Source organism: Streptomyces sp. CA-250714 (genome assembly GCF_050936705.1).
Classification (GTDB): Bacteria; Actinomycetota; Actinomycetes; order Streptomycetales; family Streptomycetaceae; genus Streptomyces.
Genome location: NZ_JBNJMI010000001.1, coordinates 59,325 through 74,721, shown reverse-complemented (window position 1 = coordinate 74,721; position 15,397 = coordinate 59,325). Strand labels below are relative to the sequence as shown.

The 15,397-nt window shown below is 68.2% G+C and carries 14 protein-coding genes and 3 pseudogenes; 10 read left to right on the top strand and 7 right to left on the bottom strand.

The features are described 5' to 3' along the window. The first annotated feature begins 55 nt into the window (after positions 1 to 55). Both ACQEU8_RS00435 and ACQEU8_RS00430 read left to right on the top strand, forming a co-directional pair. The gene (locus ACQEU8_RS00435) at positions 56 to 931 is read left to right on the top strand and encodes an alpha/beta hydrolase family protein (RefSeq protein WP_433095672.1); all 876 of its coding nucleotides are present in this window, start codon (positions 56 to 58) and stop codon (positions 929 to 931) included. A 70-nt stretch (positions 932 to 1,001) separates the two neighbouring features. Then, entirely contained in the window at positions 1,002 to 1,559 is a 558-nt protein-coding gene (locus ACQEU8_RS00430; RefSeq protein ID WP_433095671.1) for an FAD-dependent oxidoreductase, read from the top strand. A gap of 163 nt (positions 1,560 to 1,722) precedes the next feature. On the opposite strand, the gene ACQEU8_RS00425 is transcribed toward ACQEU8_RS00430, so the two are convergent. Next, positions 1,723 to 2,094: a hypothetical protein gene (locus ACQEU8_RS00425; RefSeq protein WP_433095670.1), complete on the bottom strand. Its 372-nt coding sequence runs from the start codon at positions 2,092 to 2,094 to the stop codon at positions 1,723 to 1,725. Positions 2,095 to 3,176: 1,082 nt separating this feature from the next. Here ACQEU8_RS00425 and ACQEU8_RS00420 point away from each other — a divergent pair. Then, positions 3,177 to 3,698 (top strand): DUF2231 domain-containing protein, encoded by a 522-nt coding sequence (locus ACQEU8_RS00420; protein WP_433095669.1) that lies wholly within the window; start codon positions 3,177 to 3,179, stop codon positions 3,696 to 3,698. A gap of 518 nt (positions 3,699 to 4,216) precedes the next feature. Here the strand turns inward: ACQEU8_RS00420 and ACQEU8_RS00415 are convergent. After that, positions 4,217 to 5,110, bottom strand: coding sequence for an NAD(P)-dependent oxidoreductase (locus ACQEU8_RS00415; protein ID WP_433095668.1), 894 nt, complete (start codon positions 5,108 to 5,110; stop codon positions 4,217 to 4,219). Between the two features lie 96 nt (positions 5,111 to 5,206). Here ACQEU8_RS00415 and ACQEU8_RS00410 point away from each other — a divergent pair, with 96 nt between their 5' ends. Then, positions 5,207 to 5,803: a TetR/AcrR family transcriptional regulator gene (locus ACQEU8_RS00410; RefSeq protein WP_433095667.1), complete on the top strand. Its 597-nt coding sequence runs from the start codon at positions 5,207 to 5,209 to the stop codon at positions 5,801 to 5,803. On the opposite strand, the gene ACQEU8_RS00405 is transcribed toward ACQEU8_RS00410, so the two are convergent. The 3 genes and pseudogenes from ACQEU8_RS00405 to ACQEU8_RS00395 form a co-directional block, all read right to left on the bottom strand. Beyond that, positions 5,733 to 6,143, bottom strand: a complete 411-nt coding sequence (locus ACQEU8_RS00405) for a hypothetical protein (RefSeq protein ID WP_433102515.1) — start codon at positions 6,141 to 6,143, stop codon at positions 5,733 to 5,735. The two genes, ACQEU8_RS00410 and ACQEU8_RS00405, sit on opposite strands and share 71 nt — an antisense overlap. 94 nt (positions 6,144 to 6,237) lie before the next feature. Next, a pseudogene (locus ACQEU8_RS00400) lies at positions 6,238 to 6,907 on the bottom strand (transposase); the annotation flags it as partial. A gap of 217 nt (positions 6,908 to 7,124) precedes the next feature. Beyond that, the gene (locus ACQEU8_RS00395; protein WP_433095666.1) at positions 7,125 to 8,117 is read right to left on the bottom strand and encodes a squalene/phytoene synthase family protein; all 993 of its coding nucleotides are present in this window, start codon (positions 8,115 to 8,117) and stop codon (positions 7,125 to 7,127) included. 129 nt (positions 8,118 to 8,246) lie between these two features. Between ACQEU8_RS00395 and uppS the strand changes: the two genes are divergently transcribed. Then, positions 8,247 to 9,197, top strand: coding sequence for a polyprenyl diphosphate synthase (uppS, locus tag ACQEU8_RS00390; RefSeq protein WP_433095665.1), 951 nt, complete (start codon positions 8,247 to 8,249; stop codon positions 9,195 to 9,197). A gap of 398 nt (positions 9,198 to 9,595) precedes the next feature. Here the strand turns inward: uppS and ACQEU8_RS00385 are convergent, their stop codons facing one another. Both ACQEU8_RS00385 and ACQEU8_RS00380 read right to left on the bottom strand, forming a co-directional pair. Further along, complete coding sequence (locus tag ACQEU8_RS00385; RefSeq protein WP_433095664.1) at positions 9,596 to 10,069, bottom strand: hypothetical protein; 474 nt, start codon at positions 10,067 to 10,069, stop codon at positions 9,596 to 9,598. Positions 10,070 to 10,463: 394 nt separating this feature from the next. Continuing rightward, complete coding sequence (locus ACQEU8_RS00380) at positions 10,464 to 11,927, bottom strand: NF041680 family putative transposase (RefSeq protein ID WP_433102071.1); 1,464 nt, start codon at positions 11,925 to 11,927, stop codon at positions 10,464 to 10,466. 277 nt (positions 11,928 to 12,204) lie between these two features. Here ACQEU8_RS00380 and ACQEU8_RS00375 point away from each other — a divergent pair, with 277 nt between their 5' ends. From ACQEU8_RS00375 to ACQEU8_RS00355, 5 genes and pseudogenes are all read left to right on the top strand, one after another. Then, entirely contained in the window at positions 12,205 to 12,807 is a 603-nt protein-coding gene (locus ACQEU8_RS00375) for a GNAT family N-acetyltransferase (protein ID WP_433095663.1), read from the top strand. A gap of 489 nt (positions 12,808 to 13,296) precedes the next feature. Then, positions 13,297 to 13,524 carry a hypothetical protein gene (locus tag ACQEU8_RS00370; RefSeq protein ID WP_433095662.1) on the top strand — a complete coding sequence of 76 codons (228 nt, stop codon included), beginning with the start codon at positions 13,297 to 13,299 and terminating at the stop codon, positions 13,522 to 13,524. Between the two features lie 47 nt (positions 13,525 to 13,571). Further along, a pseudogene (locus ACQEU8_RS00365) lies at positions 13,572 to 13,829 on the top strand (DUF6009 family protein); the annotation flags it as partial. 213 nt (positions 13,830 to 14,042) lie between these two features. Beyond that, positions 14,043 to 14,809, top strand: a pseudogene (locus ACQEU8_RS00360) (IS701 family transposase); the annotation flags it as partial. After that, positions 14,766 to 15,257 (top strand): IS701 family transposase, encoded by a 492-nt coding sequence (locus tag ACQEU8_RS00355; RefSeq protein WP_433095661.1) that lies wholly within the window; start codon positions 14,766 to 14,768, stop codon positions 15,255 to 15,257. The pseudogene ACQEU8_RS00360 and the gene ACQEU8_RS00355, both read left to right, overlap by 44 nt. The last annotated feature ends 140 nt before the right edge of the window (positions 15,258 to 15,397 follow it).

Sequence of the window (15,397 nt, the reverse complement as noted above, 5' to 3'; positions counted from 1 at the left end):
ACCGAGGGCACGGCGCCCGACCGGCCGGCCGCGGGGTTGTGCCATCCTGCCCGTTGTGACTACCGCTGAGTACGCCGAGCTTGAGCCGCTGGCCGAGGTCCACAGCTCCGACGGGGAGCGCTTCCCGCTGCACGGGCTGCGCTTCGGCGGAGAGTCGGAGCGGCCCGTCGTGCTGATCGCCTCCGCCATGGGCACGCCGGGTGGCTTCTACCGTCGGCTCATACGGGAGTTGCACGGCGCCGGGGTGACCGCCGCCGTGTATGACTTCCGATGGCAGGGGGAACGGGCGCCGGACGGGCGGTCGTGCGGGTACCGGGAACTGGTGGACGACCTGCGGGCCGCGCTCGCCGCTGTACGGAAGGAGTTCCCCACCTCGCCTGTCGTCGTGCTCGGGCACAGCCTGGGCGGGCAACTCGCGTTGCTCCAGGCCGCGGAGTCGGCAGCGGCCGGGGATCGGGGGCCGGACGCTGTCGCGCTGGTCGCGTCCGCGTCCGTGTATCACCGCGCGTTCGGGCTCCGCTCGCCCGGCATGCTGGCGTTCGGGACCTTCATGGTGGCGTACGCGACGGTACGGGGGCGCTGGCCCGGATTCATGTTCGGCGGGGTCCAGCCGCCGGGCGTCATCAGGGACTGGGCATTCCAGTCGCGGACCGGCCGCTACCGCCTGCCCCCGCACGGGGAAAGCGTCGAGGAGCGGCTGCGTGAGCTGCGGCTGCCGGTGCTCTCGGTGAGCGTGGAGGGCGACTCCTTCGCCCCGCCCCGCGCCCAGGCACACCTGTGCGCCAAGGTGCCGGGAGCCGAGCTGGAGCACTGGCACTACACCGCCGAGCTCGCGGGCACCGACCGGCTCGACCATTTCCGCTGGGCCCGGCACGGCGGGGCGCTGGCCCGGCGGGTGACGGAGTGGGCGGGACGGGTGACGGCCGCTTGAAGCACGAGTTCGGAAGCCTGGGACGGGTGCGCACGAACGGGGACGGCGGATGAGTTGACGGAGATGCTCGTTGAACTCCGACGTCGACGGCCGGACGCTTCTCGAGCAGCCATGGGACGTCGTGATCGTCGCAACCGGCGGCACCCCTGCGCCACCCCGCATTCCCGGGGCCGGCCTGGTCCATGACACCTGGGACGTACTCGCCGGGGCGCGACGGCTCCAGGGGCGTGTGATGGTCTACGACGACCACGGCGGCAACCAGGCACTCGACGCGGTGGAGGCCCTCGTCCGGGGAGGCTCCACCGTCGAAGTCGTCACGCCTGAGCGAATGCTCTCACCCGATGCCGGCTCACTCACGGCGTCCGGCTACTTCAGCTCCTTCGCGGAGAATGGTGTCGCGGTCACCGTCCTTCGTCGGATGCGTGCCGTTGCCAGGACCCCCGAGGGCCTGGAAGTGGAACCCGGCGTGGACGGCTCCGGGTTCCGGGAGCACCGCGCATTCGATGCCGTCGTCGCCGAGATGGGCACCGATCCGGTCCAGGAGCTCTACGACGAAGTGCGCGATTCCTCGACCAACCTGGGCGCCGTCGACTTCGCGGAACTGCTGTCGCGCAAGCCCAGTCGGTGATGCGCAACGAAAACAGTTCGTTCCAGCTGTTCCGCGTAGGAGACGCGGTGGCAAGCAGGAACGTCCATGCCGCAATTCTGGATGCAGCCCGCCTCTGCCGCACGATCTGAAACTCACCGTGGAGCCGTGAGCAGGCGTTGCATCCGCACTGCCTCCCTGGTCCTCACTGTCGAGGTTCGGCCGTCGGGGACCACGGAGTCCAGGACAGCGCCTCGCGCCATCCCGGCCGGTCGCGGGCCCAGTCCTTCAGTACGACGGCCACGGTCCCGTGCCCGGACATCTCGAACGGGCCCGGCACCAAGGCCTGGAAGTGCTGGTCCGGGCCGCCCTCGCGGTACTCGACCTGGCAGCTCATGTCGTCGTTGAGGTAGACCTGCATGTAGTGCTGGCCGGCCGGCTCCTTGTCGAGGCGCTCCACGATCACGAACCGGTGCCTCAGGTTCATCTCGCTCAGCAGATCGAAGAGGTCATCCTCCAAGGGGTTCTCGAAGGTGTCCCCGCTCCAGGTCTTCGCTCGCAGCACAGGTTCCACCACGCGCCGACCCTACCGAAGACCGACCATCCGGCTCCCGGAGCCGCCGTCAATGTCGGTGGAGCAGGGCGGCATGGGCGGCAGCGAGGCGCTGGCGTCCGGGACGTTCGCAGGTGTCGCCGCAGACCTCGTCGGCCCATGCGGGCAGGCCGCGCAGCTGGGGATCGGCCGCGGCCGTGGTGATGCGTGGGCCGCCGAGGATGACGTAGCCGCCGGTTCCGTCGATGGTGATGAGCGCTCCCTCGCCTGTCGTGCGCCCACCGGCTCATACGGAGGCGTCGGCGACGGTGAGGCCCTGGAGACCCGCGACGGCTGGCTTGCCCATCGCTGGTGCGACGACTGCCCCGTGGTCGGCTCGGCCCGGGCGGTGACGACTCCGGCGGCGGCAGGATGCCGTGCATGTCGAGCGGCGAGGTTTCCGGGCGTACCAGGATGACCGGTCCTGCCGGTTCGACCCCGTGGATCGGAGCCGGAGCGGCAGCCACAACGCCGCCGCCATCGCCGATCAGGGCCATGTCCGGCGTCATGACCTCCATCAGCTCCTGCAACTGCCCGGTTCGCAACGCGACGAGGTCGGCTGCCGGCTGACAACTCGGGTTGCCCATATCAACCAGCCCGTCGCGTTTCCATCCGCCAACCTGAATGGAGTACAGCGCCGAGGAGCCGTCTCACGACGAAAGGCACCAGAGGGCTTCAAAAACCCCCGGCAACCGATGCACTTCAGCGGCTTTTCGCCTGGGCTTTCTCAATCGCTTGAATACAGGTCATCCCCCTCGCCGCGGCCTGCGGTTCCGGGGGCGGCGACACAGAGCCGGAAGAGACCCGGACCTCGAAGAAAGCGAGAAGCCGAAGGGTCCGAATCGCCTTCCGGCGCCGACACCGTCACCTTCAAGGTGTGGGGGAGACGTGCCGTCCGGCGTTGACATCACTTACGGCAGCGACACCGACAACCGCAGTGGGGAAGGGCTGCCGATGGAGAGTGCTGCAACTGATCAGTCCGGTCCAGGTTGCGGAGCCCGGCTGCAGTGGGACGCTGAGTTGAGCGATCGACATGCCCGATCCAAGGGGCTCTTTTGGGAGGCTTCATGTACAGCAAGGCCACGGTCGCCGGTCACCCCGTTCATCCCATGCTGGTCGGCTTCCCGGTCGCTTGCTACACCGGAACTCTCGTGGGGTTTGCCGTGTATGCGGCCAGCGGGGATCAGTTCTGGCTCAATCTGGCAATCGCGCTGAACGTCGCGGGCGTGGGCAGCGCACTGCTCGCCGCGCTCCCCGGATTCGTCGACTGGGCCTTCGGAATTCCGCGCAGCTCGGCGGCCAAAACCGTCGGCCTGGCTCACGCCTCCCTCAACGTCATCGCTCTCGCGCTGTTCGCCGTCAGCCTGGGGACCTACGTCACTCACTGGAACGGCCCGGCCACCGGGGTCACTCTCGGCCTGGCGTTCACGTCGGCCGGTGTCGCCTGCACTCTCGCCGCTGGATTCCTCGGCTGGATGCTGGTTCAGGACTATCACGTCGGCGTCCGTCTCACCCCCACGCAGGAACGCGACGAACTCGCGGTGCAGAACGTGCATCGGATCGGTGACCACCGCCGGCACGCGGCTTGATCCGCTGGGCGCCGGCAGGGCTTTTCGGTGAGCCTCTCTGAGTACGTAAAGGGAGGCGAGGCCGCAGTCGCTGAGCGAGGTGACCCTGGGGGTGATGCTCGGCCTCCGCTTGCCGGGTCTGCCTTCACTCGGTACCGCACGGGCCGGGGGGAGTATCCAGGCGGGGCTTCGCGGGCCCGTCCTGGACCGGTCTGTGCCGCTCCCCCCACCCGCAAGGAGCCGTTTGACCGCCGCGCCACCGCCGACGCATTCCTCCGGACGGCAGCGACGCGGCCCGTACGCGGGTGGAGATCTTGGACGGTCGCGACGCAGGAGCTTCGGCGGCAGGGAGCAGCTCTTCACGGCGGTGCTGGAACGGGCCTGCGCGGTCATCGGGCAGCAGGGAAAGGTGCTCGGCATCGGGCACCTGGCCCCGGGGACCCGGTGCCGCGAAGACCAGGGCCCTGCCCGGCGGATCAGACCTTGGTCCGCCGGGCAGGGCCTGGCTGCGGAACCGGCCCGGGCCCGCCGGGGAGCCGCTATTTCGCCGCTGCTCCTCGCCCGAACACCTCGAACAGCCGAGTCAGGCTGTCCTCCTCGTAGCCCTCGGCCGCTCCACGCCGGAATGTCTCCAGCACCGCGGCGGGCAGTGTCGGGTCCACGCCGGAGTCCCGCGTCGTATGCACGACGTGGTCCAGGCTCGCCACGGCCATCGAGATCCGTTCGACGTCTCCGGAGTGCTGCCCTGCTTCGATACGCGGCGTGTAGAAGTCGAGGAACTGGCTCATCCCGCCCAGTGTCTCGGCCGCGTACGGCTTGATCTCCGAGACGCTGATGCCGTTCGCGTTCGCCAGCGCGAGCGTGTGCAGCCAGGCGGTCAGTGTGGTCCAGAAGAGGTCCATCTGGAGCTGGTAGTAGAGCGCGGCCAGACCTGGGTCCTCGCCCCGGTAGTCCGTGTCGGTGATCACCTTCAGGAAGTCCTGATACTTGTCGAAGAGGTCTCGGGGTCCGCTGTAGAAGGTGCTGAACTCCCTCGAGCCGATGCCGGACGGCGGCGTCTGCACTCCGCCGGTGAGGTGGCGCGCCCCGTGCTCTGCCGCCCAGGCGGCACCCTCGCGGGCCTTCTCGGGGGTGTCCGAGCTGAGGTTGACCAGGACGCGGCCCGCGAGCGCCGAGGCGGCGGGCCCGAGGATGCTGTACATCGCGGCGTAGTCGGTGAGGCTCAGCACGACCACCTCGTTGGCCGCCAGTGCCTCCTCGACGGTGGCGGCGCGCACCGCGCCTCTGGTCACCAGGTCGTCGGCGCGGCTTGCGGTGCGGTTCCAGACGGTGACCTCATAGCCGGCGTCCAGGTAGGCACCGGCCATCGCGTGGCCCATGGGGCCGAGGCCGATGACCGTCACGGACGCGGTGTTCACAGCAGACGTGCTCACAGAAATCTCCCCGAGAATGACTAGAACGAACGCTCTATCCAGCGAGGAACTTAGCACAGCTCTAGAACGAACGCTCTAGTTCGGTAGTGTGGCGGTGTGAAGACCAAGGCCCCGCATGACCCTGAGACCGCCGGTACCCGTGAGCGGATCGTCCGTACGACCTCACGCCTGATGCAGCGCCAGGGCTACGAAGGCACCGGCATCAAGCAGATCTCCCGCGAGGCCGGGGCGACGCTCGGCTCCGTGTACCACTTCTTCCCCGGCGGCAAGCAGGAACTCGGCACGGCCGCCGTGCGGCTCGGCGACGAGGAGTTCACCGAGTTGCTGCGCGAGGCGCTCGACGCGGAGCCGGAGCCCGAAAAGGCCCTCGTCACCCTCACCGCGTCCCTCGCCCAGGGGCTGCGCGACTCCGACTGGCTCGACGGCTGCCCGGTCACCTCCACCGTCGTGGGTACGGCCACCGGTGCCCCCGGCATCCAGCAAGCGGCGGCCGAGGCATTCGCGCACTGGCGGGCGGTGGTCACCCAGAAGCTGGGCGACGCGGGGTTCTCCGAGGACGACGCCGAGGAGCTGGCGCACACGGTGATCGCCACGCTGGAGGGCGCCGAACTGGCGGCCCAGGTCACCCGCAGCGAGGTGCCGCTGGAGGTCGCGGGACGGCATCTGGCGCGCCTTGTCGCCTCGTACAGATGACTCCCGTGTGGAAGTGGAAGACGTAGGCGCGTGTCCACCGGTCGGCCGCTTCCGAGCTGCGAAGCCGGGGCTTGGTCCAGCCGAGGGTCTGCTTGAACAGGCGGAATGTGTGCTCGATGTCGAAGCGGCGGAGGAAGGAATGCCAGCAACGGTCGACGCCCGCCTCGGTGGCACCGGTGCGCGACCACCACAGCCAGACCGGCTTATTGACTCCGCCGCTGGGCAGCTTCTCCACGACCAGGCGGATGACGGTGCCCTCGATGATGGGCAGCGGCCCGTCGTGGTCGAGCCATGCGGCCCGATGGGTCAGCCGCAGGTGCAGCCGGTACCACGCCTGCACGGTCGCCTTTCCCGTAGAGCCGGGTCTCCGTGACCGTCATGGCCTGCTCGGTGCCCCAGGTTGTTGGGTCGCCGAAGACAAACTCACCGCCGTGCTTGGGCGGTCGGCCGCCCTTGGGGTTGGCCAGATGGAACTCTTCTCGGGAGGGTTTCGGACGCCGCATCACCCGATCGGAACGGAGCCGGCCAAGGACCTCGACGGGCAAGTCACCCAGCAGGTGGGCGATGCGCGGGGCGTCGTATCCGGCGTCCAGCACGACCAGGACCTCCGGGTCACCCGGCCGCCACTGGCCGGCGGCGACCAGCCGCTCGACAACCTCACGGATCTGCACGGTGGTCACCGCGGCGACATCGGCGCCGGGCTCCAGGCGAACCGCGTCCAGCACCCGCCGTCCAGGACGTGCGGCCGGTCTCCAGCGCGGCCACCATCGAGTACGGCCAGCTGGGTACCATCTGATGCTTGCCCTCACCCTGCCCGAAGGTGTGGCAAAAAGCCCGGTCAGCATATGTGTCGGCGTCCGGCCGCAGCCACGGCGAGACATCCACCGCCGGCACGAGTCGACCGTCCGCCGTCCGCGGCAACGGCACCCCGGCCAGGGCACGACGCAGCCGGGCGACGTCGATCCTGCCCTGGTTGAGCCCGCCGTGCAGAGCTCCGTGACCACGGCGGTGTCCGGGCGCGAGCGCGAGATCGACCAACGTCCGCACCGGCCCGGCCGTACCCAGCAGCGCGTCGCATAACTCGAACAAGGCGTCGCCCCGCACGGTCAGACACGCGTACAGCTCCGACCGGAAGTGTGACACTTCCTCGAACGCATCCTGCGGCACATCCTGATGTACCAAACTCACGACCACGGCCTTCGCGCTGATCCACTCTGTGACGAAGCACAGGAGCAGACGAAGGCCGCCTTCACGTCCGCCGAACTGCGAAAACGCTGATCAAGTCCGAGCCGCGTTCGACGCCGGTCGTTAAATGACAAGCTCAACGTGCCTGCACGCCTGTGGCGGTGGCCACCCGTAGGCGTCCGTGCAGGACGCGGAGCACTCCGTCCAGGAGATGGCCCGGAGAGGGGTGGAGGGGGAGGGAGACCGGGCGGTGGGTCAGGGAAGCGCCGCGGTGTTCCACGGTGTTCATCACCTGGTGCTGGAAGATCAGGCCGGGACGGTACAGCAGCTGGCACTCCGGGCTCTGGGAGGCGAGTGCCTTCTCCGCTTCTGCCAGGGCAGTGCGGGCCTTGCGGCAGGCGTGAGCGAGCAGGGCCCGCACCGCGGGGGTGTCGCATCCGGACTCCAGGTCGGTGCGGGTGACGCCGAAGTGGGCCAGGTCCGTCAGGGGCAGGGTGAGTTTGCCGCTGTGCCGCAGGTCTTTGGCGAGGTCGGCGAGGTCGTCCGTGCGCTGGATGGCTTCGGCATGTGCCCGGGCGGCAAAGGCGGGTGGCTGGGGGATTCCGGGCAGGACGGCTCCGTGGATGAGGCGGGTGAACGGCATGTTGATGCGTTCGATGTAGTTGCCGTAGTCCCCTTCGGTCGGGTACTCGGTGTACGCCAACTGTTGGGCCTGGCCGACCAGGAGGACGTGCACGTCGGAGTGGGACAGCCCGCGTGCGGCAACGGTGTGCAGGAAGGCACGCAGGAACGGCTGGTCAGCCTGGCCGGTGCGCAGCCCCTGCCGGATCTGCTCGTTCCAGGCGTGCAACGGTGCGGGGTCACGCTGGTGGGCCGGTGCGTCGGCCAGGCTGTCGCCGTGGAGCCCGAAGGCGATGACGGCGAGCAGGTACGGCTGCGACGCAGCGGGCATGAACAGCCGGGCGGGCACGTACCACAGGGGAAACCGGCGGAACGCCATACCGGCCGCCTCCGTGTAGTCGGCCCGGAGCCGGGCGCCGCGCAGGCCGGCGGAGTTCAGCGCGTGGCCCCAGGGAGTGAGTCCTTGGGGTGGGGTGATCCAGGACAGCGGGTTCCAGGGCGGTGGCATGGCAGGGCTTCCTCCCGACGCCGCGCGTCACACACGCGAGTGTCTCTCCAGAACGGGTGGAGCACGCACCACCCGGGCTGTGTCACTTTATAGAGTCAATCAACTACTTTCTGTGCGCCAGGAGGATGGATGCCCACAAAGGCCCCTCGGCATGTGGCCTGCATCATGGACGGCAACGGCCGCTGGGCCCAGCAGCGCGGACTGGAACGCCCACACGGAGACGTGGCCTCCGGGAATGCCTTCAGGGCGATGGTGAAAACCGCCGGCGAGGAGGACGTCGAGTGGCTGACGCTCTTGGCCTTCACCGAGAACCGGTGCCCTGAGGAGGCCGGCTTCCCGGTGCACTTCGTCGCACAGCATTTGCTGGGCCGCGACCTGGAGCGCCTGCACGGTGAGGGCGTACGGGTCCGCCTGCTGGCGACCACCGACCCTCCCCTCCCTGAGAAGGCTCTGCACCGCCTGCGGGAGGCGGAGGACGTCACCCGCGACAACACCCGGCGAAACCTGACAATCGCCTTCGATCACGGTGGCCGGCGGGACGTCCTGGACGCGGCACGCGAGCTGATCACCCGCCATGTCCCGGCCGACAGGGTGACGGAGGCTGCGTTCCCCCAGTACATGCGGTGCCCCGAGCTGCCCGACGTCGACCTGCTCATCCGCACCGGGGGCGAGCACCGGATCTCGGACTTCCTGCTGTGGCACTGCGCTTACGCCGAACTCGTATTCCTCGAAATCCTCTGGCCGGACTTCCGCGCTGAACACCTGCGGTACGCCCTGGACCTCTACCGGCAACGCCAACGCCGCTTCGGCCACACCCCGGCCGACTCCGCTCCCCCCAAGACCCCCGTCATTCCCACCCCCCGCTCCGACCTCGCCGTCCCGGCCACCCCCGGTCGCCCCGCCGGTGCAGGCCTACTGCCCAGGCTGCTCCGGCTGCCCAGCGCCCTCGCCACCCACCTGGGCCTCATCCTTGTGGACGGACTCCAGGAGACCGCCAGCTACGCCAACTCCCAGCCGAAAGGACAGTCTCCCAGCCCCAACGGCGGACCGCCCACTCCCCTCACTCCGCCCCGCCCCTGAGGGCCAGCCGCCAGCAGACCCTCACAGGCCACGCCGCCGCACCGGCGGCGGGACGGTACCAGCCCCCAACAAATGGCGACTGCCCCATGCCAGCCGTGAAATCCCGCACCAACAACATCGGTGCCGTTCAACTCGGTCTCTCCTGTGCGGAGGTGGCCGGAATGACGGTGGGCCGGGTAGCCCGAACCCGCCGGTCACGCCCTCCCTACGCAACCCGGGGGAACTGGCCGCGAGTATTCCGAGCGCCCGCCGGTAATGTCGCAGCGCCTACGTGAGGATCACCGGCACGATGCGACGCTTCCTCAGTTTTCGTCGACTGGGGCTGGGGCCTCGCTCTCAGCCGATGGCGCGCATGGTCCCATGAGTCAGCCCCCGGCAGGACGTCTGATCAGGTCACGCTATTTGGTGCCGTCGAAGGGGAAGTAGAGGAATCCATTCCAGCGGAAAAACGAGTTCGGCTTGGGGTTTGTGTATGTGACGGTGCGCACCGTATCGTTGCCGTTGTGCAAGCGGATGTCGACCTGGATCTTCCTGAGTTCCCAAGTGAAATCCCTTCTCGGATTATTCCAGTCCACCAGGAAGTGCGTGGCTTTCGCGGCGTCGGAGCACTTGAAGTTTCCTACTTTTGAATATTTCTGGTGAGCGCTGAAATTGTCCCTGGGTGTCTTGGAAGATCGCAGGCCATCATTCGTCGCGTGGTAGTTGACGAGTGCGGCCTGCAGCGCGCCCGTAGGTGCGACCCTCTCTGATGTGAACTCCCAGTCGGCGTAGCACTTGGCGTCGTCGGCGACCGCTGAAGCGGCCGGCAGTGCGGCTGCCATCACGATCGCGGCCATGGCGGCGGGTACGGTCCTCTGAATGGACATGTACATGTGGGCCCTCCTTTGGGGTGTGCCGATCCGTGTGTGCAGTGCGCCCGTCTCGGTTGCTCCGAGGTGGCCGGGTGCCCGGGATGGCACGGCAGTCGGCTGCGAATTCATGTGCATGTCCTGCCGCCGCGCCATTGGTGCTCTTTCTCGACCGAGGTGAAAGCGTCGCGATAAACCCTGCCCGGCAGTGATCACATTCTTAGCAGCGATCCGAAAGATTCACCGAGTAGTGACTGTTCTTCGGTCTGAACGAGCGACACCGCCCTGCCAATCGAGGGACAGCAGCGTCACGGCTGTTTCTTCCCTGCGCGAAATTTTGCTGCGCGCCGGCCCGGGGGCCCGGCCTGCCCTGGAGCGGAGCACATGGCTAGCACCATCGCGGTTCTCAGCTTGTTTTTTAAGCAGTGCGTCGTGGTTTGGTGCCCTTCTTGTGGTGGGTGGGGCGGCTGTAAGCCTGGCCGGTGGTGAGGGTTCGCCCCACGACATGACGCTGGGCTGGACGCTGGTTTCTCGAACCAGGTGGACGGCCGGGGCCGGGGCGGGTTGGTTTCGGTGCACTGGCTGGGGAGCCTGCTTTCGTGCGCAGGTTCCGGAACCCGCGCCTGACCCTGGCGGGGGTCAGCTTTTTCGGCGGGGACGGCTTCTCCCACGGTCGGCGAAGGTCAGTTGCCAGGGGCCGCGCGAGTCTCAGCTGGGTGTGGGCGGCGATCACCGGCCAGGTCCAGCGGTCGGCCGCAGCCGAGCTACGAAGCCGCGGACGGGTCCAGCCCAACGTTTGCTTGAGCATGCGAAAGGTGTGCTCCAGGTCGAACCGTCGCAGGAAGGACTGCCAGCAGCGGTCGACGTCCTCCGTCGTAGCGCCGGTGGCGGACCACCACAGCCAGACCGGCTTGTTCACCCCGCCGGACGGCAGCTTCTCGACGGCCAGGCGGATGACAGTCCCTTCGATGATGGGCAGCGGCCCGTCGTGGTCGAGCCAGGCGGCCCGGTGGGTCAGCCGCGGGTGCAGCCGGTCCCAGGCTTGCGCTGTCGCCTTCCCGTAGAGACGGGTGTCGGTGGTGGTGACGGCCTGTTCGAGACCCCAGGTTGCCGAGTCACCGAAGACGAACTCGCCGCCGTGCTTGGGTGGCCGGCCGCCCTTCGGGTCATAGACCCGCGGCGGTGCCGGCCGCCGCATCACGCGGTCGGAACGGAGCCGTCCGAGAACCTGAACCGGCAGGCCGGACAAGAGGTGGGCGATGCGGGGTGCGTCGTAGCCAGAATCCAGGACGAACAGGATCTCGGGGTCGCCCTCACGCCACTGACCAGCCGCGATCAGCCGCTCGACCACATCGCGGACCTGAGCGGTGGTGACGGCGGCAAGATCGGCGCCGGGTTGAAGGCGAACAGCGTCGAGAACCGCCGTCCACGAGGTGCGGCCCGCCTCCAGCGCCGCGACGATCGAGTACGGCCAGCCGGGCATCATCTGGTGCTTTGCATCGCCACGGCCGTAGGTGTGGCAGAACGACCGGTCGGGCACGGTTCCGGCATCAGGCCGCAGCCAGGGCGAGACGTCCACGGCCAGCACCAGCCGTCCGTCTGCCGCCCGCGGCAGCGGCACCTCGGCAAGAGCCCTGCGGAGTCGACTCACATCGATCCGACCGCAGTTGAGCCCGCCGTAGAGGGCCCCGTGACCGCGGCGGTGTTCGGGCGCGAGCGAGAGGCCGACCAAAGACCGCACCGGCCCATCAGTGCACAGCATCGCGTCGGCCAGCTCGAACAATGCGTCAGCCCGCGCGGTCAGCGACGCGTACAACTCCGTCCGGAAGCGTGACACTTCCGCGAACGCATACCGCAGGACACCCTGATGCACCAGACTCACGACCACGGCCTTCGCGCTGATCCTCTACCTCTGTGACGGAGCACAGGATCGAGCGAAGGCCGTCTCCGCGTCCGATGAACTGCGGAAACCGTGATCAAGTTCGAACTGCGTTCGACGTCCGACCTTAAAGAACAAGCTGAGTAGCTGTGCCATATCCCTTGATCGGTGACGTCCTGTGAGGTCGGCTGCCTGTGGGAAGGATGCCCGGGGGAGGCTGGCGGGGCGCGACGAGGACCCGGCCTGCCCGCGACTTCAGCGGAGAGACGGAGGTACGGCAATGAGCTGGCAGGACATGGCGGCGACCACGCTGGAGAACGAGTACGTCCGGCTGCGGCCCATCGCCCGGGACGACCATGCGTCATTGCACGCCGTCGCGATGGACCCCGAGATCTGGCGCTACACCGTCTACCAGATCGAGACCGACACCGACTTCGACGTCTTCTTCAACGGCGTACTCTCCGAACACCTGGCGGGACGGCGCGCGGTCTTCCACGTCACAGACAAGCGCAGCGGCCGTGCCGCGGGCAGCAGGAGCTTCTGCAACATGACCGAGGCCGAGGGCCGTCTGGAGATCGGCAAGGCCTGGCTCGGCCGCGAATTCCAGGGGCGAGGCGTCAACCGCTGGGTGGACTACCTCATGATGGAGCACGCCTTCGAGCGCATGGAGGCCGAGCGCGTGGAGTTCAAGACGCATGTGCTGAACCAGCAGGCCCGCCGCGCCCTGCGCAACATCGGCGCCACCGAGGAGGGCATCCTGCGCAGCTACGACCCCATGCCCGACGGCGGCCGCCGCGACGTCGTCTTCTTCAGCGTCCTGCGGACCGAGTGGCCCATGGTGAAGCAGCAGCTTGCGCGCGGCTCTGGGCGATCGGGTACCTGAGCAGCTGTCCCGGGCCGAAGCGCCGGCACCTTGCCGAACAAGGGGGCTCCTGCCCGTGAAGCGCAGACTCCGCCGCATCCCCCATGGTCACCAGAGCCGACCGAAAGCTCTCCCATCCACGCACGGAACATCTCACCCGTGCCCGGACCCAACCCCGCCCTGACCCCAAAGCGATTGAACCTGCCCAGTCGTCACAGGACGTCACCGGTCACAGGGGTCTGGCACAGCTACTTACCTTTCTAAAGGGTGGCATGTTCTTTGAGGCTCGCGGCGCTGGGGAAGGCTCAACGCGCCGGGCGCATCTATGAGTTGGGGCGTGTGGCTGGGGGCGGGGGCGGGGGCGGGGGCGGGGGGCTGTTTCCGTTTCCGTGGGTGCATCGGTATCGACTGGGAGAAGGAGCGTTCTCATGCCGAATATCATTGCCGCCGGCAGCACGACGCCTGGGCAGGGCTGGCAGCCGTGTTGACCGCAGGTCGATCTGCATCGGCGTGGACACCAGCTCCGCCCGGTTCCTTGCCGCGTTCGATACCCCTATTTACACCAGCGCCCTGACCGGCAGCAATAGGATGTTCCAGGCGCTCGGCGCCGCCGCCATCTACCAGCCTTCCACCACCGGCTTCCGGGCCTACCTGTACATGGCCGATGAGGCTCTGTCCGTCGCTGACGCGCAGAGCCGCGACTGGGCCATCAACTGGCACGGCGTTCAGAACTTCTGAGCAGCCGGCAGCCTGACTACAGGCTGACGAACTCAGCATCCCCCGGGCGCGACGGCGGCCTGGTCGGCTATGCCACCCTCATCCGCGACGCCAAACCCTCCCGCGTCTCCGGCACCTGGCTACGCCGCGTCTTCTGGCTCGCCCCCCACGACCGCGACCAGGACCCCGACGGCCTCTACGCCACCGGCGCCCCTTCCGAAGCCGTCGACCCCCGCACCCTGGCCCCCACCGCCAAGGGCTACAAGACCGAACGCTCCGAAGGCGGCCCCGCCTCCGTCGCCATGCGCGAGATGGGCATAGCATAGAGCTCCCCAAAGTCTGATCAGTTGCGGCAACCCCGATCCCGAAGGCGAGTCGCTCAGTCGCTCTGCGGTGGGCTCCGCCTCCGCGCGAGGAACGGACATGCCGGTAACAACGGCGCTATCCGATCCCACGCCGCATCCGTCAACTCACCACGACCAACCACCAGATCAATTATCAGACACGGCCTAGTACTGCAACGGTGCTTGCCGTGTCGGATGGACGGGTCGGTCGTTGGTGTGCTTGTGGGTGGGGGCCTTGCTGGTGTCAGGTTGTGGGCGCGTGAACTGGATGCGGTGCATGGGCGGTTCGTGCACTGTTTCAGCAGGTCGGAGTCGCGTGAGTCGGCCCTTGCTTATATGCGGGGCCTGATTGCTCCGCTGCGACGGAAGAACGGCTGGACGCTGGCGGAGGAAGCGGGCCATGCGGGCCCGGGCCGTATCCACCGGATGCTGAACCGGATCGGGTGGGTCGCCGATGAGGTACTCGACGACGTGCGTCAGTACGTGGTCGACCACCTCGGCGACCCCGACGCCGTCCTGGTCGTGGACGACACGGGCTTTCTGAAGAAGGGGACGCGGTCGGCCGGGGTGCAGCGGCAGTACTCCGGCACTGCCGGGCGACGGAGAACTGCCAGGTCGGCGTCTTCCTCGCCTATGCCACCGACCGCGGGCGGACACTCATCGACCGGCGTCTGTATCTGCCCACGTCCTGGACCGACGACCGCGGATGGTGCCGCCGGGCCGGCATCGAGGACGAGGTCGCCTTCGAGACCAAGGTGGCCATGGCCAAGGCGATGGTCCGCCGCGCCATCACGGACAAGATCCCGTTTCGCTGGGTGACCGCGGATGCCGCCTACGGGTTCAGCAAAGGCTGGCGGTCGGAGTTGGAGCGGGCGGACGTTTTCCACGTCATGGCCACCCACCACCCGGCACGACACCGTGGTCACCCGCTGGGCGGTCGACCATCCCGTCCACGACCTGTTCGACGGTCTCGCCCGGCAGAAATGGAAGCGCCGTTCCTGCGGCACCGGGGCTCATGGCCTGCGGATCTACGACTGGGCACGTGTCGAAGTGCGGCCCTGGCACCGGCCCGACCGCCGCCACTGGGTGCTGGCCCGCCGCAGCCTCAGCCGCCCCGAGGAGATCTCCTACTACATCGCCTACTGCCCCGTCGACACCACCCTGGACGAACTGCTCCGCGTCGCCGGCAGCCGGTGGGCGATCGAGGAATGCTTCCAGAGCGCGAAGCGGGAATGCGGCCTGGACGACTACCAGGTCCGCCGCTACCCCGGCTGGCACCGCCACATGACCCTGGCCATGGCCGCCCACGCCTGCCTGACCGTCCTGCGGGCCAGACAGCGGGATGCGGAGAAAGAAGAAACGGATCCTCCCAGCTCATCCACTACAGCCTCGCGGAGATCAGACGCATGATCACTCGCCTCACCGACCGCCGGCCCGCACCCGTCGACCACATCGTGCACTGGTCGACCTGGCGCCGACGACGACAACACCAAGCCCGCCTCGGTCACTGCAAACGGCGCGGACACAGCCCCTGACCCGGCCATCCGTCA